Annotated in this window: 38 protein-coding genes; all 38 read left to right on the top strand. The window is 39.9% G+C overall.

Annotated features, from left to right (window positions below):
* Positions 1-35 precede the first annotated feature (35 nt).
* Positions 36-248: a hypothetical protein gene (locus TZ91_RS08720; protein WP_033686207.1), complete on the top strand. Its 213-nt coding sequence runs from the start codon at positions 36-38 to the stop codon at positions 246-248.
* A gap of 14 nt (positions 249-262) precedes the next feature.
* Positions 263-1,129, top strand: a complete 867-nt coding sequence (locus TZ91_RS08715) for a phage replisome organizer N-terminal domain-containing protein (RefSeq protein ID WP_033686209.1) — start codon at positions 263-265, stop codon at positions 1,127-1,129.
* Positions 1,129-1,326, top strand: a complete 198-nt coding sequence (locus tag TZ91_RS08710) for a hypothetical protein (protein WP_033686211.1) — start codon at positions 1,129-1,131, stop codon at positions 1,324-1,326. The genes TZ91_RS08715 and TZ91_RS08710 overlap by 1 nt, the downstream gene beginning before the upstream one ends.
* 24 nt (positions 1,327-1,350) lie before the next feature.
* Positions 1,351-2,124, top strand: coding sequence for a class I SAM-dependent methyltransferase (locus TZ91_RS08705; protein WP_045597658.1), 774 nt, complete (start codon positions 1,351-1,353; stop codon positions 2,122-2,124).
* Entirely contained in the window at positions 2,117-2,344 is a 228-nt protein-coding gene (locus TZ91_RS08700; RefSeq protein ID WP_033687664.1) for a hypothetical protein, read from the top strand. Before TZ91_RS08705 ends, TZ91_RS08700 begins: the two co-directional genes overlap by 8 nt.
* Positions 2,337-2,624 (top strand): hypothetical protein, encoded by a 288-nt coding sequence (locus TZ91_RS08695; RefSeq protein WP_033687665.1) that lies wholly within the window; start codon positions 2,337-2,339, stop codon positions 2,622-2,624. Before TZ91_RS08700 ends, TZ91_RS08695 begins: the two co-directional genes overlap by 8 nt.
* A 1-nt stretch (position 2,625) precedes the next feature.
* Positions 2,626-3,117 carry a MazG-like family protein gene (locus tag TZ91_RS08690; RefSeq protein ID WP_033687667.1) on the top strand — a complete coding sequence of 164 codons (492 nt, stop codon included), beginning with the start codon at positions 2,626-2,628 and terminating at the stop codon, positions 3,115-3,117.
* Position 3,118: 1 nt separating this feature from the next.
* A complete protein-coding gene (locus TZ91_RS08685; RefSeq protein WP_033687669.1) occupies positions 3,119-3,397 on the top strand; it encodes a hypothetical protein in 279 nt (92 codons plus the stop codon).
* Between the two features lie 8 nt (positions 3,398-3,405).
* Positions 3,406-3,723: a 3-dehydroquinate synthase gene (locus TZ91_RS10260; protein ID WP_080702904.1), complete on the top strand. Its 318-nt coding sequence runs from the start codon at positions 3,406-3,408 to the stop codon at positions 3,721-3,723.
* Positions 3,723-3,974 (top strand): DUF3310 domain-containing protein, encoded by a 252-nt coding sequence (locus tag TZ91_RS08675; protein WP_033687670.1) that lies wholly within the window; start codon positions 3,723-3,725, stop codon positions 3,972-3,974. Before TZ91_RS10260 ends, TZ91_RS08675 begins: the two co-directional genes overlap by 1 nt.
* On the top strand, positions 3,964-4,380 hold the full coding sequence (gene ssb / locus TZ91_RS08670) for a single-stranded DNA-binding protein (protein WP_033687671.1): 417 nt from the start codon (positions 3,964-3,966) through the stop codon (positions 4,378-4,380). Before TZ91_RS08675 ends, ssb begins: the two co-directional genes overlap by 11 nt.
* Positions 4,381-4,393: 13 nt before the next feature.
* Positions 4,394-4,825 carry a helix-turn-helix domain-containing protein gene (locus TZ91_RS10860; protein ID WP_080702905.1) on the top strand — a complete coding sequence of 144 codons (432 nt, stop codon included), beginning with the start codon at positions 4,394-4,396 and terminating at the stop codon, positions 4,823-4,825.
* A complete protein-coding gene (locus TZ91_RS08660) occupies positions 4,803-5,465 on the top strand; it encodes a DUF1642 domain-containing protein (protein WP_033687672.1) in 663 nt (220 codons plus the stop codon). The genes TZ91_RS10860 and TZ91_RS08660 overlap by 23 nt, the downstream gene beginning before the upstream one ends.
* The gene (locus TZ91_RS08655) at positions 5,465-6,043 is read left to right on the top strand and encodes a hypothetical protein (RefSeq protein ID WP_045597593.1); all 579 of its coding nucleotides are present in this window, start codon (positions 5,465-5,467) and stop codon (positions 6,041-6,043) included. The genes TZ91_RS08660 and TZ91_RS08655 overlap by 1 nt, the downstream gene beginning before the upstream one ends.
* 106 nt (positions 6,044-6,149) lie before the next feature.
* Positions 6,150-6,389 carry a DUF1372 family protein gene (locus TZ91_RS08650; RefSeq protein WP_033686217.1) on the top strand — a complete coding sequence of 80 codons (240 nt, stop codon included), beginning with the start codon at positions 6,150-6,152 and terminating at the stop codon, positions 6,387-6,389.
* Positions 6,386-6,787 carry a hypothetical protein gene (locus tag TZ91_RS08645; RefSeq protein ID WP_033686219.1) on the top strand — a complete coding sequence of 134 codons (402 nt, stop codon included), beginning with the start codon at positions 6,386-6,388 and terminating at the stop codon, positions 6,785-6,787. Before TZ91_RS08650 ends, TZ91_RS08645 begins: the two co-directional genes overlap by 4 nt.
* A 29-nt stretch (positions 6,788-6,816) precedes the next feature.
* The gene (locus TZ91_RS08640) at positions 6,817-7,068 is read left to right on the top strand and encodes a hypothetical protein (protein WP_033686221.1); all 252 of its coding nucleotides are present in this window, start codon (positions 6,817-6,819) and stop codon (positions 7,066-7,068) included.
* Positions 7,059-7,397: a helix-turn-helix domain-containing protein gene (locus TZ91_RS08635; protein ID WP_033686223.1), complete on the top strand. Its 339-nt coding sequence runs from the start codon at positions 7,059-7,061 to the stop codon at positions 7,395-7,397. The genes TZ91_RS08640 and TZ91_RS08635 overlap by 10 nt, the downstream gene beginning before the upstream one ends.
* On the top strand, positions 7,394-7,795 hold the full coding sequence (locus TZ91_RS08630; protein ID WP_033686224.1) for a transcriptional regulator: 402 nt from the start codon (positions 7,394-7,396) through the stop codon (positions 7,793-7,795). Before TZ91_RS08635 ends, TZ91_RS08630 begins: the two co-directional genes overlap by 4 nt.
* Before the next feature lie 191 nt (positions 7,796-7,986).
* Positions 7,987-8,529: a site-specific integrase gene (locus TZ91_RS08625; RefSeq protein WP_000397549.1), complete on the top strand. Its 543-nt coding sequence runs from the start codon at positions 7,987-7,989 to the stop codon at positions 8,527-8,529.
* A gap of 454 nt (positions 8,530-8,983) precedes the next feature.
* A complete protein-coding gene (locus tag TZ91_RS08620) occupies positions 8,984-9,310 on the top strand; it encodes an endonuclease (RefSeq protein WP_033686226.1) in 327 nt (108 codons plus the stop codon).
* A gap of 140 nt (positions 9,311-9,450) precedes the next feature.
* Complete coding sequence (locus TZ91_RS08615) at positions 9,451-9,843, top strand: P27 family phage terminase small subunit (protein ID WP_001118282.1); 393 nt, start codon at positions 9,451-9,453, stop codon at positions 9,841-9,843.
* Positions 9,836-11,566: a terminase large subunit gene (locus tag TZ91_RS08610; protein WP_033686228.1), complete on the top strand. Its 1,731-nt coding sequence runs from the start codon at positions 9,836-9,838 to the stop codon at positions 11,564-11,566. The genes TZ91_RS08615 and TZ91_RS08610 overlap by 8 nt, the downstream gene beginning before the upstream one ends.
* A gap of 21 nt (positions 11,567-11,587) precedes the next feature.
* Positions 11,588-12,790 (top strand): phage portal protein, encoded by a 1,203-nt coding sequence (locus TZ91_RS08605; protein WP_033686230.1) that lies wholly within the window; start codon positions 11,588-11,590, stop codon positions 12,788-12,790.
* Positions 12,774-13,349 (top strand): HK97 family phage prohead protease, encoded by a 576-nt coding sequence (locus tag TZ91_RS08600; RefSeq protein ID WP_033686231.1) that lies wholly within the window; start codon positions 12,774-12,776, stop codon positions 13,347-13,349. The genes TZ91_RS08605 and TZ91_RS08600 overlap by 17 nt, the downstream gene beginning before the upstream one ends.
* Entirely contained in the window at positions 13,346-14,518 is a 1,173-nt protein-coding gene (locus TZ91_RS08595; protein ID WP_033686232.1) for a phage major capsid protein, read from the top strand. Before TZ91_RS08600 ends, TZ91_RS08595 begins: the two co-directional genes overlap by 4 nt.
* Positions 14,519-14,529: 11 nt before the next feature.
* Positions 14,530-14,763 carry a hypothetical protein gene (locus TZ91_RS08590; protein WP_033686233.1) on the top strand — a complete coding sequence of 78 codons (234 nt, stop codon included), beginning with the start codon at positions 14,530-14,532 and terminating at the stop codon, positions 14,761-14,763.
* A 2-nt stretch (positions 14,764-14,765) separates the two neighbouring features.
* Positions 14,766-15,017, top strand: coding sequence for a phage head-tail connector protein (locus TZ91_RS08585; RefSeq protein ID WP_033686234.1), 252 nt, complete (start codon positions 14,766-14,768; stop codon positions 15,015-15,017).
* Positions 15,018-15,021: 4 nt separating this feature from the next.
* Entirely contained in the window at positions 15,022-15,324 is a 303-nt protein-coding gene (locus tag TZ91_RS08580) for a phage head closure protein (protein ID WP_033686235.1), read from the top strand.
* The gene (locus TZ91_RS08575) at positions 15,321-15,680 is read left to right on the top strand and encodes an HK97 gp10 family phage protein (protein ID WP_033686237.1); all 360 of its coding nucleotides are present in this window, start codon (positions 15,321-15,323) and stop codon (positions 15,678-15,680) included. The genes TZ91_RS08580 and TZ91_RS08575 overlap by 4 nt, the downstream gene beginning before the upstream one ends.
* Entirely contained in the window at positions 15,677-16,000 is a 324-nt protein-coding gene (locus TZ91_RS08570; protein ID WP_033686239.1) for a hypothetical protein, read from the top strand. The genes TZ91_RS08575 and TZ91_RS08570 overlap by 4 nt, the downstream gene beginning before the upstream one ends.
* An 11-nt stretch (positions 16,001-16,011) precedes the next feature.
* On the top strand, positions 16,012-16,593 hold the full coding sequence (locus TZ91_RS08565) for a major tail protein (protein WP_033686241.1): 582 nt from the start codon (positions 16,012-16,014) through the stop codon (positions 16,591-16,593).
* A gap of 10 nt (positions 16,594-16,603) precedes the next feature.
* Entirely contained in the window at positions 16,604-17,014 is a 411-nt protein-coding gene (locus TZ91_RS08560) for a hypothetical protein (RefSeq protein WP_033686242.1), read from the top strand.
* Between the two features lie 277 nt (positions 17,015-17,291).
* Positions 17,292-20,108, top strand: coding sequence for a TMP repeat protein (locus TZ91_RS08555; RefSeq protein ID WP_033686244.1), 2,817 nt, complete (start codon positions 17,292-17,294; stop codon positions 20,106-20,108).
* Positions 20,105-20,827, top strand: coding sequence for a phage tail protein (locus tag TZ91_RS08550; RefSeq protein WP_033686245.1), 723 nt, complete (start codon positions 20,105-20,107; stop codon positions 20,825-20,827). The genes TZ91_RS08555 and TZ91_RS08550 overlap by 4 nt, the downstream gene beginning before the upstream one ends.
* Positions 20,827-22,665, top strand: coding sequence for a phage tail spike protein (locus TZ91_RS08545; protein WP_050492399.1), 1,839 nt, complete (start codon positions 20,827-20,829; stop codon positions 22,663-22,665). Before TZ91_RS08550 ends, TZ91_RS08545 begins: the two co-directional genes overlap by 1 nt.
* Positions 22,662-23,474 (top strand): hyaluronate lyase N-terminal domain-containing protein, encoded by an 813-nt coding sequence (locus tag TZ91_RS10810; RefSeq protein WP_033686247.1) that lies wholly within the window; start codon positions 22,662-22,664, stop codon positions 23,472-23,474. The genes TZ91_RS08545 and TZ91_RS10810 overlap by 4 nt, the downstream gene beginning before the upstream one ends.
* An 8-nt stretch (positions 23,475-23,482) precedes the next feature.
* A complete protein-coding gene (locus TZ91_RS08535; RefSeq protein WP_033686249.1) occupies positions 23,483-23,866 on the top strand; it encodes a hypothetical protein in 384 nt (127 codons plus the stop codon).
* Positions 23,867-23,868 lie beyond the last annotated feature (2 nt).

The following is a 23,868-nucleotide window of genomic DNA, read 5'->3' as shown; positions in this document are numbered from 1 at the left end:
TGACTATATTATAGCACAAAAAGGGGATAAAAAACATGAACAATTTACAAATTATCGCAGTAGGCACAGTAGTATCAGTGGTATTGATTGAATCACTGATGATGAATATCAAACTTAAAATGGCCATGAGAGCAAAAAAGAAGATTCAATTTCAAGCGCCACAAGTTGAAAAAGGGTTTATCGACTTTAAAACAGGTCGCCGTGTGGATATTGATCCCGTGACACGAAAAGAAACATTTGTGGATTAAAACGGAGGGTATCAATGGTAGTTAAAAACAAGCGATACTACTGGATTCAACTAGCTCAGGATTTTTTCAAGTCTAAAGAAATGAAATTGCTTCGTAAGATTGCAGGCGGTGATACGCATACCATCATCTATCTCAAAATGATGTTGATTAGCCTAGAAGATGGTGGTCACATATACTATGATGGACTTGCTGATAATCTAGCTGAAGAAATCGCTCTGGTAATTGATGAGAATGTCGAAGATATTAAAATTACTTTGATTTTCTTGGAAAGTAAAGGGTTATTGACTAGAAACTCCGACCGCGATTATTTTTTAGAGCAAGTTCCTGAGATGGTAGGTAGTGAAACCGCAAGCGCCAGAAGGGTTCGCAAGTTTCGAGAGAATCAATTAGTGTTACAATGTAACACCGATGAAACAAAGTGTAACGGAGATATAGAGAAAGATATAGATACAGAGATAGAGAAAGATGTAGATGAAAATCCAGTCTCACTCATCGTCGAAGAATATCAATCTCGTATTGCTCCGTTGGATGGAACTCAATTTGAAATCTTAAAAGAGTTCATCACTTTGGATGGAATGGAAGCGAAAGTTGTCCTGAAAGCAATTGGTCTTGCTGCTGACAATGGTAAAAGAAATTTCAGTTATATCAGAGCGATTTTGACAAATTGGAAAAACGATGGAGTCTTGACCATTGCAGCAGTCGATGAACGCGAGCGAGCTTACAAGGAAAGCAAAATCAGCAAACGTCCTGGTAATCAGAAATCAAATGTTCCTGAATGGTCACAACCTAACTATGTCAACAATACCAGTGATGAGACCAAGAAGGAACTCGAAGAGCGTAAACGTGAACTACTTGAAAGGCTTGAAAACGGAGGTGGCTGATGTTTATCTTAAAACATGGGGCAAGAGAAGATAAGCCGTTTTTGAGGTCCGCTGTTATCGGTGTGACTGGCTTGGACATTTCATGTTCTGAGGAGAAGAAAGCCATGCGGTTTATTTCTCGGGCGGCAGCCTTACAGGTAGGCAAGGCATTGAGAGGCTCTTTTGGGAATTTCTATCCAGTTGAGGTGAAGGGATGATTGGAGGTATCAATTATTAAAAAAATGACAGTCTGGGCACTCTTTGATAGTGGGAATGGTTCTTATTTCAAGGGTGCTAACTCTCTGAATAGTTCGGGGGAGACGAATATTGAAATCTATTCAATCGGAATGGATATAGAAAACAAGAACAATCATTTTATAAATTTGAATCTTGCTGATTATGGGCGTTTATTTGGTGACAATACGCTCTTTGGCGCGTTAGACAAATTACCAAAGCCAGACCTTGTAATAGCTAGTCCGCCATGTGAGTCATGGTCAAATGCTTCTGCAATGGAAAACGGAAATGCGTGCTGGAAACGCAATGATGTCTCTGATAGCTTGTTTGCTCCACAAGTAAGACCTTCACCGTTCACGATCAGGGCAAATAGGGATTACGAGTCAGCCTATATAAATTATCAGTACGACAGGCAATTTTTAAAAAGGGTCAATGGCGAGCTAACAGCTTTCAACACAATAGAAATCATAAAAAGATATAGACCACAATTTTGGGTTATTGAGAATCCAGCAGCTGACAGACTGTGGCCCTACATTGAGGATATTATTGGATTCAGAATTCCATACAAAAACCTAGCTAGATACAATAATTATGATTATCCTTTACAAAAACGGACGGTTTTTGGAAGCAATATTGAACTTAATCTTAAGAATAAAATTATCAAGCAGGACATAGAGTGGAAGAATTTCTCAAAATCATACAACGAGAGATCTAATATACCTAAAAAATTGGTGTCAGAAATTTTCGAAAAAATCTACAAGGAGTTTTGCAAAGATGATTGAGCTCTACTTCATTTATAATGGTCACCGCAAGATACTCATTGGGAGTTTTGGCCACATACATGGCGCAATCAACGAATTAAAGCAACATCAAGCCAGCTACTCTGCTGTTAACAATCCACGCTTTCGTAAAAGCATGAGTGGAGAAAACATCAGGATTGACTACGGAGCAGTTGACTGCTACTACTTGATTACGAAGAAAAGAGAGGAAACGAATGGCTAGAGATATTTTAACCGATTTAGCATTTGAAAACTTATACAAAGCTGTAGCACTTCCAGATTGGAAAGAATCTGATGAAGTAATCCTTGTTGGCTTAGCCAACAAGGAACAAATAGAGTCAGATGAAAGACATCGCTTAACTGAAAATTGCAGATTTTTTGGCGATCGAATTTGTATCTTCTGTGAACAAGTGAAGAAAAATAATTACATCACGTTACATAAATCTATGTTAGAAAAAATTATTCAGACAATGGAATCATTTAAAGAAGTGGAGGAAAAGTGAGATGAATACAAAAATGAATTTGGAAGAAAAGGTTCAACAGTGGTTTGTTGACAGAAATCTACATGAAGCAAATCCTGTCAAACAGTTTTTAAAGTTGATGGAAGAGTCAGGAGAATTGTTTGAGGGTATCGCCAAGGATAAACCTGAACTGATTTACGATGCGCTTGGAGACATCCAGGTAGTCTTGATTGGATTTGAACAGCAGATTAAGAACGGCGCTCAGATTCAAGCAAATCAACAAGAACTTGAATTGTTGCTGATGGTTTCTAGTTTAGGGAATATCGCTCAAAAACTATACGCTCATATCTGCCATAATGAGACACAGATTCCTTTAATCAAAGCAGACCTGATGTTTCTTGATAGCGTGATTAGTACGGTTTCATTTTGCAATGGTACTACAGCTGAAAATTGCTTAGAAGAAGCTTATGAAGTTATCAAGGACCGCAAAGGTAAGATGATTGATGGGGTGTTTGTTAAAGAGGAGGATTTATAAAATGAAAAGACTAGGAGTTGTATTAGGGACGGTATTTGTAATCGTTGTATCGCCGTTTGTAGTTCAGTATGGATGGAATGAGATTATCACAACAATTGTTCCAGTTGGTAAAATTACAGTCTGGCAAGCATTAGGAATGGATGCACTACTATCTTTCATCTGGCCTGTGTTATCTAGCAAAAAAGAATCCGAAGAGGATTATTCGTATGCAGTAAAGAGCAGTATTTCAAAAATCATTACATGTGCATTCTTGATATGGCTAGCTAGTTTGTTCTTGTGAGGGCATTCATGAAAAATTTAAAAATCCTAAGTGTTGTTTCACTCGCATTATTCCTCGTGGGATGTCACCAGATTTCGAGTGGGACGGTTGTAGACAAGTACATTGATGAACCTTACACAACATTCATACCTGTTATGAATGGTAAAAGTTCGGTACTTGTGCCAACCAGAACCAAAAGAAAATATATTCTGGTCGTTTCTGGATATGCAGGTAATAAGCACGTTGAAGAAACATTTAAAGTGACATCCGAGGAGTACAAGTACTATGAAATTGGCGACACTTTTACAAAAGATGCTGTTTTAGGAAATAAGGAGGGGGATGAATAATGGAACCTGAAAAAATTGACAACGTAAATAAACCAAGCCACTACCAAGGAGCAAAAGGTCTTGAAAGTATAGAAGTGATTGACAACTTTATTGGCAATCTATCAGGAAAAGCAGCGTGGTGCTGGGGCAACGCAATCAAGTATATGCTTCGGTTCCAGAAGAAAAACGGTCTTGAAGACCTGAAGAAGGCACGCAAGAACCTTGACTGGTTGATTGATGAAGTAGAAAAGGAGTTAAACAATGATCAATAATGTTGTTTTGGTAGGTCGATTGACTCGTGACCCTGAGTTGCGATACACACCATCAAATGTTGCAGTTGCGACATTCAGTTTGGCAGTGAATCGGAATTTTAAGAATCAAGCAGGTGATCGTGAAGCTGATTTTATCAGTTGCATCATGTGGCGCCAGCAAGCTGAAAATTTCGCAAACTGGTGCAAAAAAGGGAACCTGGTAGGAATCACAGGCCGCATCCAGACTCGTAGCTATGATAATCAGCAAGGACAACGTGTCTATGTGACGGAAGTTGTAGCTGAAAGCTTTCAAACACTTGAAAAGAAGGATAATTCTGCGAATCAGTCAAGCATGGAAAACCAGATGCCACCAAGTTTTGGAGCAAGTGATCCGATGGATATTCCAGATGATGGATTGCCATTTTAGGGAGGTGTGAAGGATGAACAGACTAAAACAATTAAGAAAAGAAAAGGGGTTGACTCAGCAGGAATTATCTGAAGTAATAGCTGTCTCATACCGAACTATACAAAATTTGGAAAATGGGGAAAGTCAAATCAAAACTAATAAAGTAAGTCAGTTAGCAGATTATTTTGGAGTGAGCGTAGGATACTTGCTTGGTTATGAACCTGAAAGTGAGCAAGTTAGCAATTATCAAAAAATAAAAATTTGCTTCTCTAATGGTGAAGAACTTAGTTTTCTAGTAAGAAACTTTACAGAAAAAGAACTTACGAAGATTACTAGTCAGTTCAACAATGGAAATTTGATGAGGATTAGAAATTTGTCTGTCAACCCTAAGAATGTCAATTATTTTTATGTTGACGATTTTAAAGAAAGCGAGGAGTTTGAGAATGAACATACAGGGACTAATTGAACGCTATGAAAAATTTAAAGCTAGCAAGAAGAAATTGACCTCGGTTGATTTGGTTTTGAAAGACTTACGGTCTTTAGACGAACCAGAACCGTTGCCGTTCAAGTTAAAAGATGTCGTTCGTCGAATAAGAGGGTTTGATCCGACGACACAGACTAGATGGCTTAATGACATCCTTAAAGAATTAGGGGACGACTACGGTTCGATGAAATATCGCAGTGGTTATGAGCAAGGAAAGCTTGAAGTCATGGTTGAACGTGAAAAAGTCAAAGTTCCAGAGTTCATAGAGGACTGGATTTTCGAATGCCAACTTTTAAAAGATTTTAGTTTGTGTAATGCACTAGATAGTAACACAATCCATCTCTACGCTAAAAATAGCGAATTCGTGAAAAAATGGCTTAAAGTCAAGAAAAACCAAGAAATATTTGTTAGAGCTTGGCTTTTTGACTACGAGGCTGAGAAAGAACCAAAGTATAGAGTCAAGTTAAAAAATACAGATGATTATCTAAATCAAACAGAAACTGGATTCCATTTTTTTAATAATTGGAAAAACAACGAAAAATTTACACGAAAGGAACTAGAATATTCTGGTTTTGGTGAAGTGTTTAATAATCCACTATTTGAAGTGGAGGAGGTTGAGTGATGGAATCATTTGCACACTATTTTAACAAGCACATTGCTAAAAAAATCGAATTAGATGATATTACAATCATTGATTATCATAGTCCAGAATATAATCTAATGTATAATCTAAGATATATTTTCGATAAGAAAAATTCATCTCTAGCCATCACAGGTGATTTCGGTGAGTTGGTTGCAGTAAATTTTAATAATATGGGTAGTTGGGAAGATTTCTATAAGGATTTCACAAACAGCGCTGGATATTTTATTGAAAAAATTAAAGCATCTAGTCGAAATCTTTTTGTTTATGATGAAGATGAAGCTAAAAAAATTATTCTTGAGTATTTCTTTGATAATAAGCGATATGAAGACTTAGACGAAAATGATCGATATTATTTTGATGAACTATTTGAATATTTCGATGATCGGAATGGATTCAAACACATTACTGATACTGTTCGAGAATTCCTGAGTGAACAAGATTCAGAATACTATGAGACTCTTGAATTCGCTGGTAAAAAAGTGTCTGAAATAGTATTTCTATATTTGGATGCTTATAAAAGAGCGTATGAATCAATAAAAAATGAGGAGGTGGAGTGATGATAATATCATCTGAAGAATGGTTAAAATTTATAAAAGATGGACAAAAATATGCCTTGGAGAAAATTGAAGAAATTTTTCCAAATGAAGACGAGGAGGTTGACACATGAAACGCTTCTTAATTGGCTATGCCTTACTAACAACTTGCCTACTATTTATGCAACGCAGTCAGCTAGATAAACCCTTGCTAGTTTATCACGCTGATAGCAAGGCACAGATAACTGGCAAGGTTACAGAAAAACGAAAAATCGGAAATCTATTCACTATCACGGTCAATGGTAACGTGTTTGTGGTGAGTGAAGATAAATACAATAATACAGAAATTGGAAATGAGGTCACACTATGAATTACAAAACTAAAATCAATGGAAAAGAAATCGAATACGGTGCACTAGTTGAAAAATCACATTTTTCAGACGAAGAATGGTCTGCCATCTATGCAGAAATTGCAGAACAAAATTACCCAGAAATTTTTAAAAACAGAAAATCAGATACTGCATTTATTGATACGCTTGGTGCCTTGACTTCACTAGAAGAACGATATGAAGCATTGCTTGAGCTATTGCCACAAGATCAATTTTCTCGCCCTGGTACACATCCAAAATGGGTGGCAGATGCAGTAGCAGAAAACACTCTGAACAAAGTGGATACACAATACGATGTGTCTGATTTAATTGAACGATGTGAAACTCTAGAGGAATTGAAGAGTGAGCTGACAGAATATTTTGAGTTGGAAGAATTGTAGGAGAAAGTTGGAGATGAGGTAAGATTGTAATGACAAAGTACAAGAAACCAACTTACATCATCATTCAAGAAGCAATGGCAGAGCGTATTAGATTCCTGGAAGATGAACTGTATGAAAGGGCCTATAAGGATATTGAGAAGCTAGAAGTTCAAAATGATTTCTTAAAAGTCTTTTGTAACAATCAACTTGAAATTATCATGGATTATGAATGGAAGCAGATGCAAGAGCAAGCGGCATTCATAAAAGCTAATACTAGAAAGTGGAGAGCAAGATGCAGTTAAGACTGAAAGAACTTAGAGAGGACTTATGTCTCTCTGTAGGACAAATGGCGAAAGAGACAGGTGTCTCCCAAAATACAATTCATTTGTACGAACGGGGTGGATATCCGTCCATTAAGCAAATCGAAATGATCGCTAAAACCTATGATGTAAACCCTGCGTGGCTTGTTGGGTGGATAGATGATGAAATGATGCCTGCAATCCAGGTAGTTGAAAAAGTGGTCTACAAAGAAAGTCCAACAGCAAGATTGCCAGATTATTTTAATAATAATAACGATGGTAAGATTATCAAATGGAAACAAACACGAAGATTTCGAGGAGGTAGGATTTGAAGAAATTGAGCGACGAAGACCTCAAAACATTAGACAGAGAACTTTTCAAATTTCAAAACGTTCAACGTACAATAGATTTGAGAAGGCTAGAACTAGAAACTCGAAATCCAGATGCTCAAAGTGGGCCTAGCGTAGGAATAAGCAAACCTACCGAAACTATCGCAATCAGAATCGCAGATGATCCAACCTTAAAATTTCTCGAAGGGTTCAAAGCTATTATTAACAAACTCCTGATCAATCTAGTCGATGAAGATAAGGAAATCTTCAATCTGCGCTGGAGATATCCTCAATTGAGATGGGAAGAAATAGCAGAACAGAAATTCATGAGCAAAGCTACAATCTATCGACGTAGAAGGATTATCCTAGAACAGTACGCTATTTTGAAAGGTGAGCTATAAATAAACATGAGACAAAAGGCATCTTGAAGTCTCACAAAAAAAGGGTTATTATGATAGCATGAACTTCTGAAACAAAAACACACATCACACTTTAGGAGTCATCCTTAATTCTAGTCAAAAAAGTTGTCCAACAGAAGTATCGTCAAGAGTCAGCAAATGCTGGCTTTTTGTTTTGGGAAAGGAGGTAGAATATGGAATTTGTATCACCGATAAAAGATAATGACGACATTCAGGCAATGAAAGATTATCTCAGAGAGTGGAATGAGATGTATTATATGCTATTCATCACAGGTCTGAATACTGGTTTGCGAGTCGGAGATATACTTACCTTGAAAGTTAAAGATGTCCAGGGATGGCACATCAAACTGAGAGAACGGAAGACTGGCAAGCAGATAACGAGACGGATGACAAAAGAACTCAAGAAAGAAATGAGGAGATATGTTGAAGGGAAACCATTTCATCATTTCTTATTCAAAAGTAGGCAAGGTCAGAATAAAGCGATCACTCGTGAGCGAGCCTATCAAATCATACATGAAGCAGCTGAAGAACTTGGCATTGATAATGTCGGCACTCACACAATGCGAAAAACATTTGGCTATAAATATTACAACAAGACAAAGGACGTAGGAACATTACAAAAAATGTTCAATCACTCATCACCTGCAATTACCCTGAGATACATAGGAATAGAACAAGCAGAGCTTGATGATGCACTACGGAACTTTGTCATTTAATTTTTTTAGATATTACTTTCACATAATGAGTTAAGCATAAAGTGAAAAAATGAAACTCTTTAAAACCTATGATTAGTAAGGGTTTGAGATTTAGAGTGAGTTTAACAAAATATAAGATATGTGAAAGTGAGGGATAAAATTGGTATAGTTGAAGGAGAGATATATGTTACTCATAGGATATTTAGTTTGTTATTTTATCGCATTGATGTTTTTGAAAATTGTTTTCGATTGGACAAAAGAAGACATAGGAAAAATATTTAAATATGGATTGATTTTTCTATTTCTGCCATTAGTATTTATTGGAGCTCTCGTATATGATTTTGTAAATAAAAGATGAGACAAAAGACATCTTGAAGTCTCACAAAAAAAGGTTTATTATGGTAGCATAGATTTCTTGTATGAGATGGGATAGGTCAAGAGCCTGTCCTTTTGTTTTGCAAAGGGAGTGTATATCATGTACAACAAACCAGTCAGACAGAGCTTGAAGACAAGGAAGTGGAACAAGTTCCGTGACAAGGTCATGAGACAACACGATTACCTTTGTCAAGAAAGTCTAAGATATGGGCAGTCAGTTCCAGCTGAAATGGTTCATCATATTTACCCAGTATCTGAGTATCCAGAACTTGAGTATGTATCTTGGAATTGTTTGCCGCTGACCAACCGCAAACATAATACGTTCCACGACCGCAACAACGATAAGATAATTGGAAATGGAATTTATTGGCAGAAGAAAAGAAAAAAAGAATTTTTAAATTTTTTCAAAAACAAAAATGAAAAATGAAAAAAATTTTTTATCCCCCCCACTTCAAAAAAATTTTTTCGAAGCCTCTGGGAACCGGTGAAGGGAACTTTTTCCAAGTCGGGGGCCTCCAGAGAAAAAGGGGATAAAAACTAAGCGATTTTGACGGAAGGAGGTAGTTTTTGGCTAAACCAATTACAGCAAAGTCGATTAAGTCAAAAGTGGTCAAGCAGATGAAAGACTTAGGCACTTATCGAAAAGAATTTGAGATGATTATTGATATTTTTGCAGGAATGCTCTATCAGTATCAGAAACTTGCTCAAGATTATGCTGACATGGGTTATCCAGTAACAGACACCTACGTCAATAAAGCTGGTGCTGAAAATGAGCGCAAAGTTCCAATCTTGACAGCGATGGAAATTTTGAGGAAAGACATCCTCAGCTACTCTAATCAGTTGATGATGAATCCTAAGTCTCTTGGTGAGGTAGTAGAACAAGAGGGTGAGTCAGTGCTTACTGAGGTCCTGAAGTTCAAGAACGAAATCAAGAAGAAGCGAGTGACTGGCAATGGGTAATCTTGATAAAGCGAAAGATTATGCTCGGCACGTCATTTCTCACAGAGAGGAACATTGCGAGGAGAACATTCTTGTAGCTGAACGTTTCTTGCGCGATCTTGAAAATCCTGAGTTTGAAATGGATGAGGATATCGTTGATTTCGTTGTTCACTTCATCGAAAACACGATAGTCCATCAGCAGGGTGATGATATGTTTGCGGTGTCTATCCGTAATAAGCCATTGCTCTTGCAACCGTGGCAACATTTTGTAGTTGTGAACCTGTTTGGATTTTACTACAAGGGTACAAATGAGCGCAGGTTCAAAGAAGCGCTTATCATGCTTGCTCGGAAGAATGGGAAAACCTCATTTACTGCTGCAATCGCACTTGCTTATCAGATATTAGACACAGACAGCGGTTCAAAATGCTACATCGTGGCAAACTCTGTTAAGCAAGCGATGGAAGCTTTTGGATTCTTGAAGTTTAATGTGGAGCGATGGAATGACAAGAACATTCGTATCAAGGATAACAACCAGGAACACTCAATCACGGCTAATTTTGGTATCGAGGGTTCTTTCTTTATCCAGGCACTGGCCAATGATGAAAGCCGTTTGGACTCTTTGAACGGGAATGTTATCATCTTGGATGAAGCTCATACAATGAGGAACAGTAAGAAATATGGTCTTATGAAGAAAACAATGTCAGCATACCGAAACAGTATGCTTTTTGTTATCTCTACGGCTGGTGATATTCCTACTGGATTCCTTGCTAACCGTCTGAAATATTGTCAAAAGGTCCTTAAGCAGTTGGTCAAGGATGATTCCTTGTTCATGTTTATCTGCAAAGCTGACCAGACGACTGATGGAGACGTGGGCGATTACCTGGACGAGAATGTGCTTAAGAAAGCCAACCCTTCGTGGGGAGTGACGGTGTCGCTCAAGGCTCTGAGAGAAGAAGCCGAACAGGCTATGAACGATCCACAGACAAGAAATGAGTTTTTCAACAAGACTTTGAATGTCTTCACAAACTCTATGAATGCTTATTTCAATCCTGATGAATTCATAGCGTCGGACAGTTGTTACGATTGGAGTTTAGAAGAGCTGGCACGCTTGCCGATTCGCTGGTATGGTGGTGCGGACTTATCAAGATTACATGACTTAACGGCAGCTGCTCTCTACGGTGTATATAATGATGGTGAGAAAGATGTTGATATCTGTATCACACATGCTTTCTTTCCTCGGATTAATGCTCAAAAGAAGGCTAACGATGATGGGATTCCACTTTTTGGCTGGCAATCTGATGGCTGGCTGACGATGAGCAACACTCCAACGGTTCTCTATGATGATATCGTCAAATGGTTCATCAGCATGCGTGAGCGTGGATTTAAAATCCAAGCTGTGGGAATGGATAGGAAGTTTGGTCGTGAGTTTTTAGCCAAGATGAAAAAGGCTAAGTTCAAGATGATTGACCAACCTCAATTGTTCTATCTGAAATCTGAAGGATTCAGGCGGATTGAGTTCAAAGTCAAGAACAAGGAATTTTACTATCTTCATTCTGACGCCTATGAATACTGTGTGAGCAATGTTAGAGCGATTGAAAAGGTGGATGATGCTGTGCAATATGAAAAATTAGACGGTGACGGTGGTACTGCAAGAATTGACTTGTTTGATGCCAGCGTCTTTGCTTGTATACAGGCTCTTGCTAACCTTGGCAAGGGTGGCGATGTGATGAGATTCTTTGATTAGAGAGAAAGGAGGTGAGGAAACATGGGTATTTTTGAAAAGATTTGGAAACGAAACAAGCCAAGTAAGCCAATCAATATGCTGAGTCATTCAGATTTAGGGTTGTCAAACCTGATGGATTCGTATGTACCTTTGGCCAGAAATCCAGACGTGGTGACAGCAGTTAATAAGATTGCTGATTTGGTCTCTAATATGACTATCCACCTGATGGAGAATACAGATAAAGGTGATATCAGAATCCGTGATGGGCTTGCTAGAAAGATTGACATCAATCCGTGTGAACACATGACAAGGAAGTCATGGATTTTCAAGATTGTGCGTGATTTGCTTTTATATGGCGACGGGAATTCTGTTCTACATGTGGAATATGAGCCTGTCACGGATTATATTTCTAATCTAAGACCATTTCCGATGAGAGAGGTTTCGTTCCAAACAGATAAGGATTCCTATGTAATCTCATTTAGGGGTGAAGAGTATTCCCCTGACGAAGTAGTCCACTTCGTCATCAATCCAGATCCAGATATTCCATACATTGGTACTGGTTTTAGGGTTACGTTGACAGATGTGGTTCAAAGTTTGAACATGGCTACCAAGACTAAAAAAAGCTTCATGAACGGTAAGAACATTCCTAGTCTTATCGTTAAAGTAGATTCGTCAAGTGCTGAACTAGACTCGGAGCAAGGGCGTGAGCGTATCGCTGAGAAGTATTTAAGTACTAGCAGGGTTGGCGCTCCATGGATTGTTCCAGAGGCATTGCTGGACATCCAGCAGGTAAAACCGCTTAGTCTAACGGATATCGCTCTAAATGAGTCTGTCGAATTAGATAAAAGAACAGTTGCAGGTCTATTAGGAGTACCTGCTTTTATTTTGGGTGTGGGAGAGTTCAACAAGACAGAGTATAACAACTTTGTAAATACTACTGTCATGAGTATCGCTACCACTATTACTCAAACACTAACCAGAGACTTACTTTTGTCTAGTAATCGTTACTTCAAGCTAAATCCTCGCTCACTCTTCTCTTACAACATTACAGAGTTGTCTGCTGTTGCTCAACAAATGACAAACAGTACTGCGATGCGTCGTAATGAGTGGAGAGATTGGCTTGGTATGGCTCCTGATCCTGAGATGGAAGAGTTGATTGTCCTTGAGAATTATATCCCTCAAGAGAAGATAGGAGACCAAAATAAATTGAAAGGAGGTGAGGAAGAGAATGCAGAAACGGAATAGTTATCGTGCCACTCAATTTCAAACGAGAGAAGAAGACTCTGGTGATTTGATTTTGAGTGGCTACTTTATCAAGTTTGACGAGGAGACGGAATTGTGGCCAGGCTACCGTGAAGTTATCAAGCGTGCTGGAGTTGAGAAAGCTATCAAAGACGCTGATATCAGAGCTTTATTTAACCATGATGATAGTCTTGTTCTCGGTCGAACAGGCAACGGCACTTTGACGCTTGGTGTTGATGATGTTGGTCTTTTCGGGGATATCATCATTAACAAGGATGATCCTCAAGCGGTTGGAGCCTATGCCCGTGTCAAGCGTGGAGATGTTATCGGATGTAGCTTTGGCTTTATCCCGATAAAAATCGAAACAGAGGAACGTGAAGACGGTTCGTATCTGGACACTGTCTTAGAACTAGAAATCTTTGAAGTGAGTCCATGTACTTTCCCAGCCTATCCACAAACGGAAATCGCTGCACGACAAAAAGACTTTGAAAGTCAGAGCCGTGCGAATCGTGAAGCGCTAGACAAGCGCAAGAAAGAAATTAAGGAGAAATTTAAGCTATGAACAAGGCATTAATCTTTGGTGCTCGCATGCGAGCAAAAGCAACTAAGGTAGTTGAGCTGGAAGAAACTATTGAAGAATTAAACAAACGTTCGGTTGTTGAATTAGAGAAGTTAGATCGTGCTGAAACCGATGAAGAAGTTTCAGCAGTTGAAAAGACTGTGGATGATCTTCAAAAGGAAATTGAAGAAAAAGAAGCTGAAAAAGCACAGTTGGAAAAAGAAATTGACGAGTTGGAAAAACAAATCGAGGAGCAAAATCGTAAAGCACCAACTTATCCAAGTAAAGAAAAGCGTGGAGGACAGAAATTGGAACAACGTGACGCAATCGCTAAATACATTCGTACTGGTCAAACTCGTGACATCGTAGGTTTGAAAACTACTGATTCAGGAAGCGCAGCTCTGATTCCTACTGAAGTTTTGAAACCTCATTTTGTCAATAAAACACGTAATCCACTTTTGGATCTTGTGGAAGGTGTGAAAGTCAACAGTGGATCTGGTAAATATCCACTTATCAAGAAAACGGATGGTGTAATGGTTTCAACAGAGGAATTGAAATCAAATCCAGAACTTGGAAAACCAGCAATCAGCGAGATTGATTATTCAATCAAGACTTACCGTGGATATGTCCCTGTGTCACAAGAAATGATTGACGACGCTGACTATGACATCATGTCCATTGTTGAAGACGAAGTGTTTAATCAAGGTGAAAACACGGAGTTGTCATTAGTTGCAGCTGTCCTCAAAAAAGCTACCCAAGCAGATGCGGCTGGATTTGATGGTATTAAAGACATCTACAATAAGAAGCTTAAATCAATTTACAAAGCAAGCATCGTTGTAACCAAGTCAATGTTTGCCGCACTTGACAAGGTAAAGGACAAAGATGGGCGCTACATGCTTCAAACCGATGTAGCTTCACCTACTGGCTATTCATTTGGTGGGAAAACAATCTACAAAGTTGATGATACAGTGTTTGGAGATGAAGGAGATATGAAATTCTTCATCGGTGATGTCACTGAGTTCGTCAAAAAGTTTGACCGTGCTCAAGTATCCGTTAAATGGGTGAACAATGACATCTACGGACAATTGCTTGGGCTTTTCATCCGTTTGGATATTAAGAAAGTAGATGAAGAAGCTGGGTTCTTCGGAACTTACACTGACGCTGCAGGGTAAGGAGGGAGCTAATGGCTTATCAAGTAATCCGTCCTTTTAAGGATTTGAGAGACCCTCAACAATATGAATATCAAATCGGGGATATTTATCCCCGAACAGGATATAAGAGCACCAAGACCTTCATTCAAGAGTTGTTAGATGGGTCAAATAGTGCAGGATCTATCTTCTTGACTAAAATCGATGATGTCGATATTTCCGAAGGAGAAACAGAACCTCGAGAACCTGAAGAGGAAGATGAGGAGTAGTTATGGACAATGCTCAATTACTAGAATTACTAAAACTAAAATTGGGTATAGCAACAAATCTACGTGATAAGCCTTTGAATAAAATCATCGAAGCTGTCATAACTGAACTGGAAGATAATTTGGGAGTTTCGCTTGAATCAGAAAACGCTGAACACCAAATGTTTGTAGTCGATTTTGCAGCCTTTCGCTATGAGGGTGGGGTGGATATGCCACGCCACCTTTTATGGCGGTTGCATAATTTGAAATTGAGGTAAGAAGATGGCATGGAACAATGAGATTACATTGATCTCAAGGGTTAAAACAGGATTAGATAAATTGCACCAACCTCTATTTGAGGAAAAGCGGTTGACTATTTTGTGTCGTAAGCGTTCCATAACTCGTTCTGAATTTTATCAGGCTAGCCAGGTTGGACTTAGACCAAGCCTTATCCTTGATATTCATAGCTTTGAGTATAACAACGAGGAAGAAGCGGAATTTAATGGGAAACGGTATCGTATTCTCAAAACATTTCCGATTGGTTTAGAAATTCTGGAGCTGACTTTGATGGAGGAATTGCCATGAGTGTCACAGGCGACTTGTCAGCAGAAATTGCTAAAGCACTGAGTGAGTATTCTAGTGAGTTGGAAGACGAGATTGACACTATTGCACAAGAGTTAGGTGATGAAGCTGTTGCGGCTTTGAAGACGACAAGTCCAAAGAATAAAGGGAAGTATGGGAGAGGATGGCGCCTCAAGAAAAACGCCAAAGGCTCATACGTAATCCATAATGCTACAGGCTATCAATTGACACACCTACTTGAAAATGGCCATGTTTTAAGGAATGGTGGTCGCAGTCGTGCTATCCCTCATATCCAACCTGTAGAAGAAAAGCTAATCAATTCCTTTGAACGGAAAGTGAAGGAGGCTATTCAAAAATGAAATTATCTGACCTTGTCGATATTCTAAGTCAAGCAAATCTACCTATAGCCTATCGTGCGTTTGAAACTGGACACGTTCCACAAACACCTTACCTTATCTACTTTGAATCACATCCAGATATCAAGAGAGCAGATGACGAACAGAAATACCAGATTAAATCTGTGACTGTAGAGCTTATCTTTGAACGTAAAGACGAAGATTTGGAAGAGACCTTGGAAGAGTTGTTGTCTAAACATCAACTTGTTTTTGAGGTGTCAGAAGAAAGCTATATCCCAACAGAAAGGCTATCTGTCAAGCCTTATACTGTTTATTTGTACTAAAGGAGAAGAAGATGACAAAAACAGAAAATAAAGTAACCTTTGGATTGAAAAACGTGCATATCGCACCAATCGAAACCATTAGTGGGGACACAAATGTCATTAGCTACGGGAAAATTTTCCGTTTCCCTGGAGCTATGAACTTGGAGCTAGAACCAAAAGGAGAATCGAAAGCAATTCCAGCCGACGATGTGGACTACCACTTCATGAACTCAAACGAAGGATATGAAGGGAAATTGAAAGTACCGCATATCACAGAAGAGTTTGCGACAAAAATCCTAGGAGAACTCAAGGATGATCAAACAGGAGTATTAACTGAAAAAGGAGATGCTTCAACTAAACCGTTTGCTATTATGTTTGAATTTTCAGGAGATCAGAACAAGACTCGCTACGTTCTCTACTACTGCTCTGCTAGTCGTCCATCGAACGGCTCTGCTACCAAGAGCGGAACAACTGTCAACGAGCGTGAACTTAGCTTCAAAGCTTCACCACGTCCGCTTGATAGCGTAGTGAAACGTTCGATTACGTCAGCAGACAAGAAAGAAGTGTATGACGCTTGGTTTACTAGCGTTTATGAGCCAACATCTCTAGGGTAAGGAGTAAAGAATGCGTCGAAGTATTAAAATCAGCAATAAGCGTTATGAGCTTGCAACAAATGCCTATACTCCAATCGCTTACAAGAATGAGTTTGGGCAGGATTTTTTCAAGGACCTTTTAGGACTTTTGAAAAATAAGCAATTGGTAGCTCAATTAGAAAAAGGTAATGATTTGGTAGCAGAAAGCGTCGATCTATCTCTTTTAGAAGATTTTGACATTACCTTTTTCTATCGTCTATTTTGGGTATTTGCTAAATCTGGCAATCCTAAAATTAAACCGTTTGATGATTTCTTTATGGATATGGAAGAGTTTCCTCTTGACGAAGTCTGTCCGCTAATGATGGAAATGTTGAATACGGTACTGCAAACAAAAAAGAAACAGACACATCAGAAACAGCAAGCGAAGAAGCCTTCACGGTAGAATCCTATCTATCTTGTTGCAAGGAAACTGGCTTATCTATCGATGATCTCAAGCACATTTCTATTGGAATGGCTTTAGATTATCAGACAGATTATGTCAATTTGCGTAGCGAAAATAAAACGGGTAGTCGGAAGGCTACCCAAGCTGATTTTGATGCATTTTAGAGAAAAAGTGAGTGCTGAGAGAGCGATTGTGAGGACAAGTTCCTTTAGTTGGCTAGTGTTCTGGTCATAGAAAACCTCTCAGTGCTCCTTATTTTTTAAGGAAAGGAGGAAACATGGCAGGAAATATCAAAGGGATAAAAATTGAAATCGATGGCGATACCCAGCCCTTGCAGAAAGCGTTAAAAGGTGTCAATCAAGAGTCTGCTAACGCAACGAAAGAATTGAAACAAATTGATAATGCTCTTAAATTTGATACTGGGAATGTTACCTTACTAACCCAAAAGCAAGAAGTCTTACAGAAGCAAGTTGGAACCACTCGGGAAAAACTAGAAACCTTAAGACAAGCTCAATCTCAAGTTGAGGAGCAGTTCAAAAAAGGAGATATTGGCGCAGATCAGTATCGTGCTTTCCAGCGTGAAGTAGAAGTGACTCAAAATGTCCTAAAAGGATATGAGGGAAAACTAGCTAGCGTCAATCAAGCTCTTGAAGGCAACGGGAATGCAACCAAGAATAACCAAACTCAACTGAAAGAATTGCAGAATGAGCAAAAACTACTTGCCAGCGAATCTGAAAAAGTAGTTAGTTCGTTTAAACTGCAGGAAAGTCAGATGGGTGCCAACGCTAGTGAAGCTGACAAGTTGGCATTGGCTGAAAAGAAGATTGGCGCACAATCTGAAATTGTCGCTCGCCAAATTGAAAACCTTGAAAAGCAGTTAGAAATCACTAAAAAAGAATATGGTGAAAACTCAGCCGAAGCTAACAAGATGGAAGCAGAGCTGAATCAAGCTAAGACCGCTTTTAACAATCTCAACAATGAGATGAAGGGGACTAAGTCTGTAGCAGATAGCGCACAAGAAAGCTTGGGTGAGATAGCTAAAGCTGCAAGAGCTGAACTACTCCAACAGTTTAGTGAGAAATTGGGTGATATTTCAGAAAAACTTGTTGACGTTGGGAAAGAAGCTATTGAAGCCGCTGCTTCAATGCAAGCAAGTAATGCCCAATTTAGTACAGTTTTTGGGGATATGGAAGGTCAAGCTAGAGAGGCTCTTAATAATATTGGGAAAGAAATGTCTATTGTACCAGAACGATTACAAGGAAGTTTCACCCAAATGGCCTCCTTTGCAAAAACATCTGGTCTAGATACAGCTCAAGCCTTAGATTTATCTACTAGGGCAACTAAGGCAGCGGCAGATGGTGCTGCTTTTTACGACAAATCTATTGAAAGTGTTACTGAGAGCCTTCAATCATTTCTTAAAGGAAATTTTGCCAACGATGCGGCTTTGGGGATATCTGCAACAGAAACAACTCGTAATGCGGCAGCAAATAAACTGTACGGCAAGTCATTCAAGGATTTGAGCGAAGCGCAAAAGCAATTAACTTTGCTTCAAATGGTTGAAGACGGGAATGAACTTTCTGGGGCACTTGGTCAAGCTGCAAGAGAATCTGACGGCTTAGAAAACGTCATGGGGAATCTAAAACAATCTGGAACTAATGCCTTGGCTGCATTAGGTCAACCTCTTTTGGAAATGTTGATTCCTGTTTTTCAAGCTTTAGGAGACATTATAAAAGGTGTGGCAGATTGGTTTGGTACTTTGCCTGGTCCGATTAAAGAATTCATAGTAATGATAGGAGGTGTGGTTACCGCTGTAGGATTTTTAGCGCCGATATTCTTATCCCTGCAAGCTATATTTACAACGTCTATAGGCGCTATGATAACTGCCGCTCTACCAATCATTGGGACAGCAGCTGCAATAGCGGCCGCAGTGGCAGCGGTCGTTGTCATTTTAAAATACTTATGGGAAACGAATGAAGGATTCCGCAACGCTGTAACAGCTGTGTGGGAGGCTATTTCATCTGTCATCAATACTGTTGTAGGTGAAATTTCAAATTTCATCATGAGTATTTTTGGAACGGTTGTAACTTGGTGGACTGAAAACCAAGAACTAATCCGTTCAATTACGGATGCTGTCTGGAATGGCATTTCCGCTATCATTAGCGCTGTTATGACTGTTATAGGTCCTCTTATAGAGGGAGAGTGGAATAATATTCAGATTATCACCTCTACAGTTTGGGAAGTGATTAAAACTGTAGTTGAGACAGCTATTAACGTTGTTTTGGGTATTATCAAGGCAGTGATGCAGATCATTACTGGTGACTGGTCGGGCGCTTGGGAAACCATCAAGAGTGTTGGAGAAACAATCTGGAATGGGATTGCAAGTGTCATTGGGACTATCTTTAATGGCATAGCGCAGCTATTGTCTAACATCTGGAACACTATCTCAACGGTTGCATCAACTGTTTGGAATGGTATCAAGTCCACTCTTTCAGGAATATTTGATGGTATTTCAAGTTCGGTCTCGAGTGTCTTTAACGGTATAAGAGATACGATTAGCAATATCTGGAATAGTATTCAATCAACCGCAAGTAGCATTTGGAACGGCATTAAAGATACAATCGGCAATGCTATTAACGGGGCTAAGGATTTAGTTGGCAGTGCAATTGAAGCTATTAAGGGATTCTTTAACTTTGAATTTAGATGGCCTCACATCCCTCTACCACACTTTAGTATCACAGGCTCTCTTAACCCAGTTGACTGGTTGAGTAACGGGTTGCCAAGTATTGGCGTAGAGTGGTATGCCAAGGGTGGTATCTTGACCAAGCCGACTGTTTTCGGTTCAAACGGAAATAGCCTTATGGTTGGTGGAGAGGCTGGGAACGAGGCTGTCTTACCACTAAACGAACGCACCTTGGGAGCTATCGGTCGTGGAATTGCTCAAACAATGGGAGGTCTGTCTCCTGTTATCAATGTCAGCATTAGCGGAAACAACATCAGTGAAGAGATGGATATCAATCGCATTGCTGACGTTGTCGCTCAAAAGATTGCGGATGAACTGCAACGGAAAACACAACTTAGAGGAGGAATCGCATGATCAAACATAATGAATTGGTGATTGATGGTGTAGCAACCTCCTCTTTTCCTTTTGATGTGATTGTAGAAGAAGCGCCATCCATCGTGATTGCCAACAGCAAGACAAAACTATGGGAGCATGATGGAATCAGTGGAGCCATCCTACAAACCAATCATCATAGAGGGATGGTTGAGAAATCCTACACGCTTCACTTAGTAAAGCCAAAGGAAGAGGACTTGAACCGTTTCTTGGCTCTCTTTGCCAGGGAAAACTTTTGGCTTGAAAGTGAACGTGTCAAAACCACTAAGATGTGGTGTTACAAGGTAAAAATTTCCGAGACTACTAGAAATCGCGCAGGATATTATGCGCTCAAAGTAACATTTGAGTGTCATCCTACAAAATTTTTTAAAGCTACGGACAATCAGACCTTCTCAAGAAGTGGCACTTTAAGAACCAAGGGCTCTGCTTTGGCTTTTCCGACAATTACTATAACTGGCCAGAGTACGACTGAAGTTAGTTTTACAGTGGATAGGCAGGTCATTCGCTTAGAAAGACTGTCTGGAAGAGCCATTATGGTAAATAACCCTAACAATCCGAGTTTCTTGGACGGAACAGGTTCCAGAATTAAGTGGACAGGGGATTTTATCACGATTGACCCAATTAAGAAGCAAGATGTTGGGATTGTCTTAGGTGCTGGCATTAGTTCCATGACGATTGAAACCGTATGGGGGTGGGCGTAATGTTATATTTGCTTGAAAGTGATACTCGTAACGTTAAATGGAACGGTATTCCACTGCATGAAGCGACTTCAGCAATCATAAAAGAGCAAATGAACGGGGATTTTACCCTTACTGTCCGCTATCCTATCACCGACTCTGAGATTTATCAACTTTTCCGTGAAGATATGTTGATTAAAGCACCAGCTCCTGTGATTGGCCCTCAGTTGTTCCGTATCAAGAAGCCAGTAGAGAACGATGATCATTTAGAAATCACTGCTTACCACATCACTGACGACGTCATGCAGCGGTCTATCAATCCTCTGTCTGTCAACAAGCAAAGTTGCTGGCAGGCTCTTTCTCAATTGGTACAAGTCGCTAAGTCTCCTATCAATGATTTTTCATTTACCAGTGATATCACGGACAGGAGAACCATCAACACCAAAGAAGTAGAGACGCTCTACAGCGTGTTAATGGATGGCGCTCACTCAATTGTAGGAACATGGGAAGGAGAGATGGTTCGGGACAATTTCGCTATCTCAATTAAGCGAAATCGAGGAGAGGACAGAGGTGTTATCATCTCTACCCACAAAAACCTAAAATCCTATCAACGAACCAAAAACTCACAAAATGTTGTTACTCGGATTCACGCCAAGTCTACATTTAAGGCAGAGGGTGCCAAGGAAGATACAACGATTGCTATAACGGTTGATAGTCCCTTAATTGGTGCTTATCCTTATATCAATGAAAGAAGTTATAGCAATAACAACATTCAGACTGTTGAGGAACTGACAAAGTGGGCTAGCGCTAAATTTACTAACGAACACATAGATAAGGCTACAGATGCGATTAAGATTGAAGCCTATGAACTTGATGGGCAAACTGTCCACATGGGCGATACAGTTAACCTGAAAAGCTATAAGCATAATGTGGACGTTTACAAGAAAGCCATTGCCTATGAGTATGACTGTTTGGCAAACAATGGACAGGGAGCTTATCTAACCATTACCTTTGATGATAAAGTGAAATCAGGAGGGAATGGTGGTGGAGTATCAGCAGTAGCAAACGCAATCTTGGACAAGCAAGAAACAAAATTTGACATTATGCTGGAGCGTGCGATTGCCAACGCCGACCGTGCTTTTGATGCTGGATTTGCCAAGCGTGAGAAAGATATTACGGATGCCATAGAGCAGTACAAGGCTAAGGCCGAAGAAATGGGCGCTAAGATTCATGAAAAAATGGAGAAAGAGCGTCCTGAGTTAGTGAAGCTAATCCGTGAAGAGTTGATGAGTGGCGCTGACTCAATCGCTGAACTGAGCAAGAAACTGGAACAGGTCAGTGAAACTGCAAGAGTCAACGCAAGCCTGATAGGTGGAGACGGGAATACTCAGTACAACAAGAACCGTTTGAATGGTGGCACGGCCAAGAAAATCAGTTATGGAACGGATTTCGTGGAGGTTGGACACAACGGAGAGGGCTTTGAACTTGGTAAGACTTACGTCATCAGCTGGTCAGCAACCTGCACGCCGTACGGTAAGACAGATGTGACTGTGGTAGTCAATAAGAATCCGTTTTATGGTGGCCACGTTCATTTAGCGCCTGCTAATACGGTAATGCCAGCGATTGAGAAAGACCTTGTTCAGAAAGAGGAGCAGGTCTTGGCGGTCTACTACGGTGCCTATCGTCTGACATTCTCAGGGGACTGGTATCAGAATGTAGAGCAGTCTGTGACGATTGACAATCAGACAAGACGGATTGAACTAGCGCCAGTCTACAAGACGGTTGCGGACGGACAAAATGCTAGATATGAGGGAAGTTGGAACGAGAGTCCAACTTTTATTTTTGACGGAGGTAGAACATGACGGAAACAATCCCAGTAAGGGTACAGCACAAGCGCATGTCAGCACGAGACTGGGCGAGTAGCCCCCTGGTCTTGCTCGATGGAGAGTTAGGGATAGAAAGTGATACAGGTAAGGTCAAGGTCGGAAATGGCCGTGACCGATTTTCAGCATTGCAATATCTGACTGGTCCTAAAGGTGACCGTGGAGAAACAGGACCAGTAGGGCCAAAAGGAGCGGACGGAGTTGTACGATTTGAAGGTTCCGCAGCAGAGCGTGCTTTGGCAGAGTATGCGAAAAAGTCTGAAACCCCAGTATATCGAATTGCTAAAGGGGATATTTCCGGAGGCGGTGTTGGGGTTAATAGGACAATAACACCAGATGCACTCATGAACCCTGACAGTATCAAGGTCGGAGATATCATTGAAGACTACTGGAGTGGTACTACTGGTACGAACCAAGGTTTTTGGAAGGTAACTGCTGTTAGCGGAACTAATATCTCTGTTCAAGGTATTGGTGAGAGAATACTGCCTACCAATTACAACGATGGTGAATTAAAACAAAGGATTTCAGCTCTGGAGAATCGTCCTACATTTGACACGTTGACTCAGACCCAACGAAATAGCTTGCGAGGACCAGCAGGCCCAACAGGCGCAACGGGGCCAGCAGGTCCCAGAGGTGCGGACGGAGCTAGAGGAGCAGATGGAGCGCCTGGTCAAAATATTCTCAATCAGAATGGGTTACAACCTCTTAAATATTGGGCTGGACCGAAATATCTCTATGATTCTATTGTGATTAAAGATAGCAACACAATTTACGACGTCTATGAGTAGGAGGTAGTATGGCACGAGAAGGAATTTATGTGGGTGGCAAGGAAATCACCGAGAGATATATAGGGACAAGGCTTGTTTGGCAAAAATTGATTCAAGTCGCTCATTTCGAAAATTACACGGATTGGGAAAGAGATGGAGAACTTGCTATTAAAAGGACAATTACTGTACAGAGAGAGTACGGTAAACCAAAACCAAGCAATATAAATTATGAAGCAACGAAAGTTAAAGTAAACGGGAAGATGTATGATGTCCAGAACTTCTATCTTCTTGTTATCGAAACGTGGAATACTTGGGTATATGATTTTCTTCTCACATTTAAAAGTACTGCTGATCGGGACGAAGTAGATCGAATTTATCAAAAGGATATCTATTTTTATAAAAAAAGGAAGTAACA

Source organism: Streptococcus mitis (genome assembly GCF_000960025.1).
Classification (GTDB): domain Bacteria; phylum Bacillota; class Bacilli; order Lactobacillales; family Streptococcaceae; genus Streptococcus; species Streptococcus mitis_DH.
The sequence above is the reverse complement of the archived record's forward strand: the minus strand, read 5'-3'. Positions and strand labels throughout refer to the sequence as shown.

Bases quoted from the DNA above. Each gene is read 5' to 3' on its own strand.
- TZ91_RS08575 (WP_033686237.1), top strand. From the start codon at position 15,321: ATGAGTGTCACAGGCGACTTGTCAGCAGAAATTGCTAAAGCACTGAGT.
- TZ91_RS08645 (WP_033686219.1), top strand. From the start codon at position 6,386: ATGAATTACAAAACTAAAATCAATGGAAAAGAAATCGAATACGGTGCA.
- TZ91_RS08550 (WP_033686245.1), top strand. From the start codon at position 20,105: ATGATCAAACATAATGAATTGGTGATTGATGGTGTAGCAACCTCCTCT.
- TZ91_RS08640 (WP_033686221.1), top strand. From the start codon at position 6,817: ATGACAAAGTACAAGAAACCAACTTACATCATCATTCAAGAAGCAATG.
- TZ91_RS08710 (WP_033686211.1), top strand. From the start codon at position 1,129: ATGTTTATCTTAAAACATGGGGCAAGAGAAGATAAGCCGTTTTTGAGG.
- TZ91_RS08535 (WP_033686249.1), top strand. From the start codon at position 23,483: ATGGCACGAGAAGGAATTTATGTGGGTGGCAAGGAAATCACCGAGAGA.
- TZ91_RS08705 (WP_045597658.1), top strand. From the start codon at position 1,351: ATGACAGTCTGGGCACTCTTTGATAGTGGGAATGGTTCTTATTTCAAG.
- TZ91_RS08600 (WP_033686231.1), top strand. From the start codon at position 12,774: ATGCAGAAACGGAATAGTTATCGTGCCACTCAATTTCAAACGAGAGAA.
- TZ91_RS08655 (WP_045597593.1), top strand. From the start codon at position 5,465: ATGGAATCATTTGCACACTATTTTAACAAGCACATTGCTAAAAAAATC.
- TZ91_RS10260 (WP_080702904.1), top strand. From the start codon at position 3,406: ATGAAAAATTTAAAAATCCTAAGTGTTGTTTCACTCGCATTATTCCTC.
- TZ91_RS08595 (WP_033686232.1), top strand. From the start codon at position 13,346: ATGAACAAGGCATTAATCTTTGGTGCTCGCATGCGAGCAAAAGCAACT.
- TZ91_RS08585 (WP_033686234.1), top strand. From the start codon at position 14,766: ATGGACAATGCTCAATTACTAGAATTACTAAAACTAAAATTGGGTATA.
- TZ91_RS08570 (WP_033686239.1), top strand. From the start codon at position 15,677: ATGAAATTATCTGACCTTGTCGATATTCTAAGTCAAGCAAATCTACCT.
- TZ91_RS10810 (WP_033686247.1), top strand. From the start codon at position 22,662: ATGACGGAAACAATCCCAGTAAGGGTACAGCACAAGCGCATGTCAGCA.
- TZ91_RS08635 (WP_033686223.1), top strand. From the start codon at position 7,059: ATGCAGTTAAGACTGAAAGAACTTAGAGAGGACTTATGTCTCTCTGTA.
- TZ91_RS08625 (WP_000397549.1), top strand. From the start codon at position 7,987: ATGGAATTTGTATCACCGATAAAAGATAATGACGACATTCAGGCAATG.
- TZ91_RS10860 (WP_080702905.1), top strand. From the start codon at position 4,394: ATGAACAGACTAAAACAATTAAGAAAAGAAAAGGGGTTGACTCAGCAG.
- TZ91_RS08650 (WP_033686217.1), top strand. From the start codon at position 6,150: ATGAAACGCTTCTTAATTGGCTATGCCTTACTAACAACTTGCCTACTA.
- TZ91_RS08720 (WP_033686207.1), top strand. From the start codon at position 36: ATGAACAATTTACAAATTATCGCAGTAGGCACAGTAGTATCAGTGGTA.
- TZ91_RS08590 (WP_033686233.1), top strand. From the start codon at position 14,530: ATGGCTTATCAAGTAATCCGTCCTTTTAAGGATTTGAGAGACCCTCAA.
- TZ91_RS08685 (WP_033687669.1), top strand. From the start codon at position 3,119: ATGAAAAGACTAGGAGTTGTATTAGGGACGGTATTTGTAATCGTTGTA.
- ssb (WP_033687671.1), top strand. From the start codon at position 3,964: ATGATCAATAATGTTGTTTTGGTAGGTCGATTGACTCGTGACCCTGAG.
- TZ91_RS08695 (WP_033687665.1), top strand. From the start codon at position 2,337: ATGGCTAGAGATATTTTAACCGATTTAGCATTTGAAAACTTATACAAA.
- TZ91_RS08610 (WP_033686228.1), top strand. From the start codon at position 9,836: ATGGGTAATCTTGATAAAGCGAAAGATTATGCTCGGCACGTCATTTCT.
- TZ91_RS08660 (WP_033687672.1), top strand. From the start codon at position 4,803: ATGAACATACAGGGACTAATTGAACGCTATGAAAAATTTAAAGCTAGC.
- TZ91_RS08690 (WP_033687667.1), top strand. From the start codon at position 2,626: ATGAATACAAAAATGAATTTGGAAGAAAAGGTTCAACAGTGGTTTGTT.
- TZ91_RS08565 (WP_033686241.1), top strand. From the start codon at position 16,012: ATGACAAAAACAGAAAATAAAGTAACCTTTGGATTGAAAAACGTGCAT.
- TZ91_RS08605 (WP_033686230.1), top strand. From the start codon at position 11,588: ATGGGTATTTTTGAAAAGATTTGGAAACGAAACAAGCCAAGTAAGCCA.
- TZ91_RS08700 (WP_033687664.1), top strand. From the start codon at position 2,117: ATGATTGAGCTCTACTTCATTTATAATGGTCACCGCAAGATACTCATT.
- TZ91_RS08620 (WP_033686226.1), top strand. From the start codon at position 8,984: ATGTACAACAAACCAGTCAGACAGAGCTTGAAGACAAGGAAGTGGAAC.
- TZ91_RS08555 (WP_033686244.1), top strand. From the start codon at position 17,292: ATGGCAGGAAATATCAAAGGGATAAAAATTGAAATCGATGGCGATACC.
- TZ91_RS08675 (WP_033687670.1), top strand. From the start codon at position 3,723: ATGGAACCTGAAAAAATTGACAACGTAAATAAACCAAGCCACTACCAA.
- TZ91_RS08560 (WP_033686242.1), top strand. From the start codon at position 16,604: ATGCGTCGAAGTATTAAAATCAGCAATAAGCGTTATGAGCTTGCAACA.
- TZ91_RS08545 (WP_050492399.1), top strand. From the start codon at position 20,827: ATGTTATATTTGCTTGAAAGTGATACTCGTAACGTTAAATGGAACGGT.
- TZ91_RS08715 (WP_033686209.1), top strand. From the start codon at position 263: ATGGTAGTTAAAAACAAGCGATACTACTGGATTCAACTAGCTCAGGAT.
- TZ91_RS08580 (WP_033686235.1), top strand. From the start codon at position 15,022: ATGGCATGGAACAATGAGATTACATTGATCTCAAGGGTTAAAACAGGA.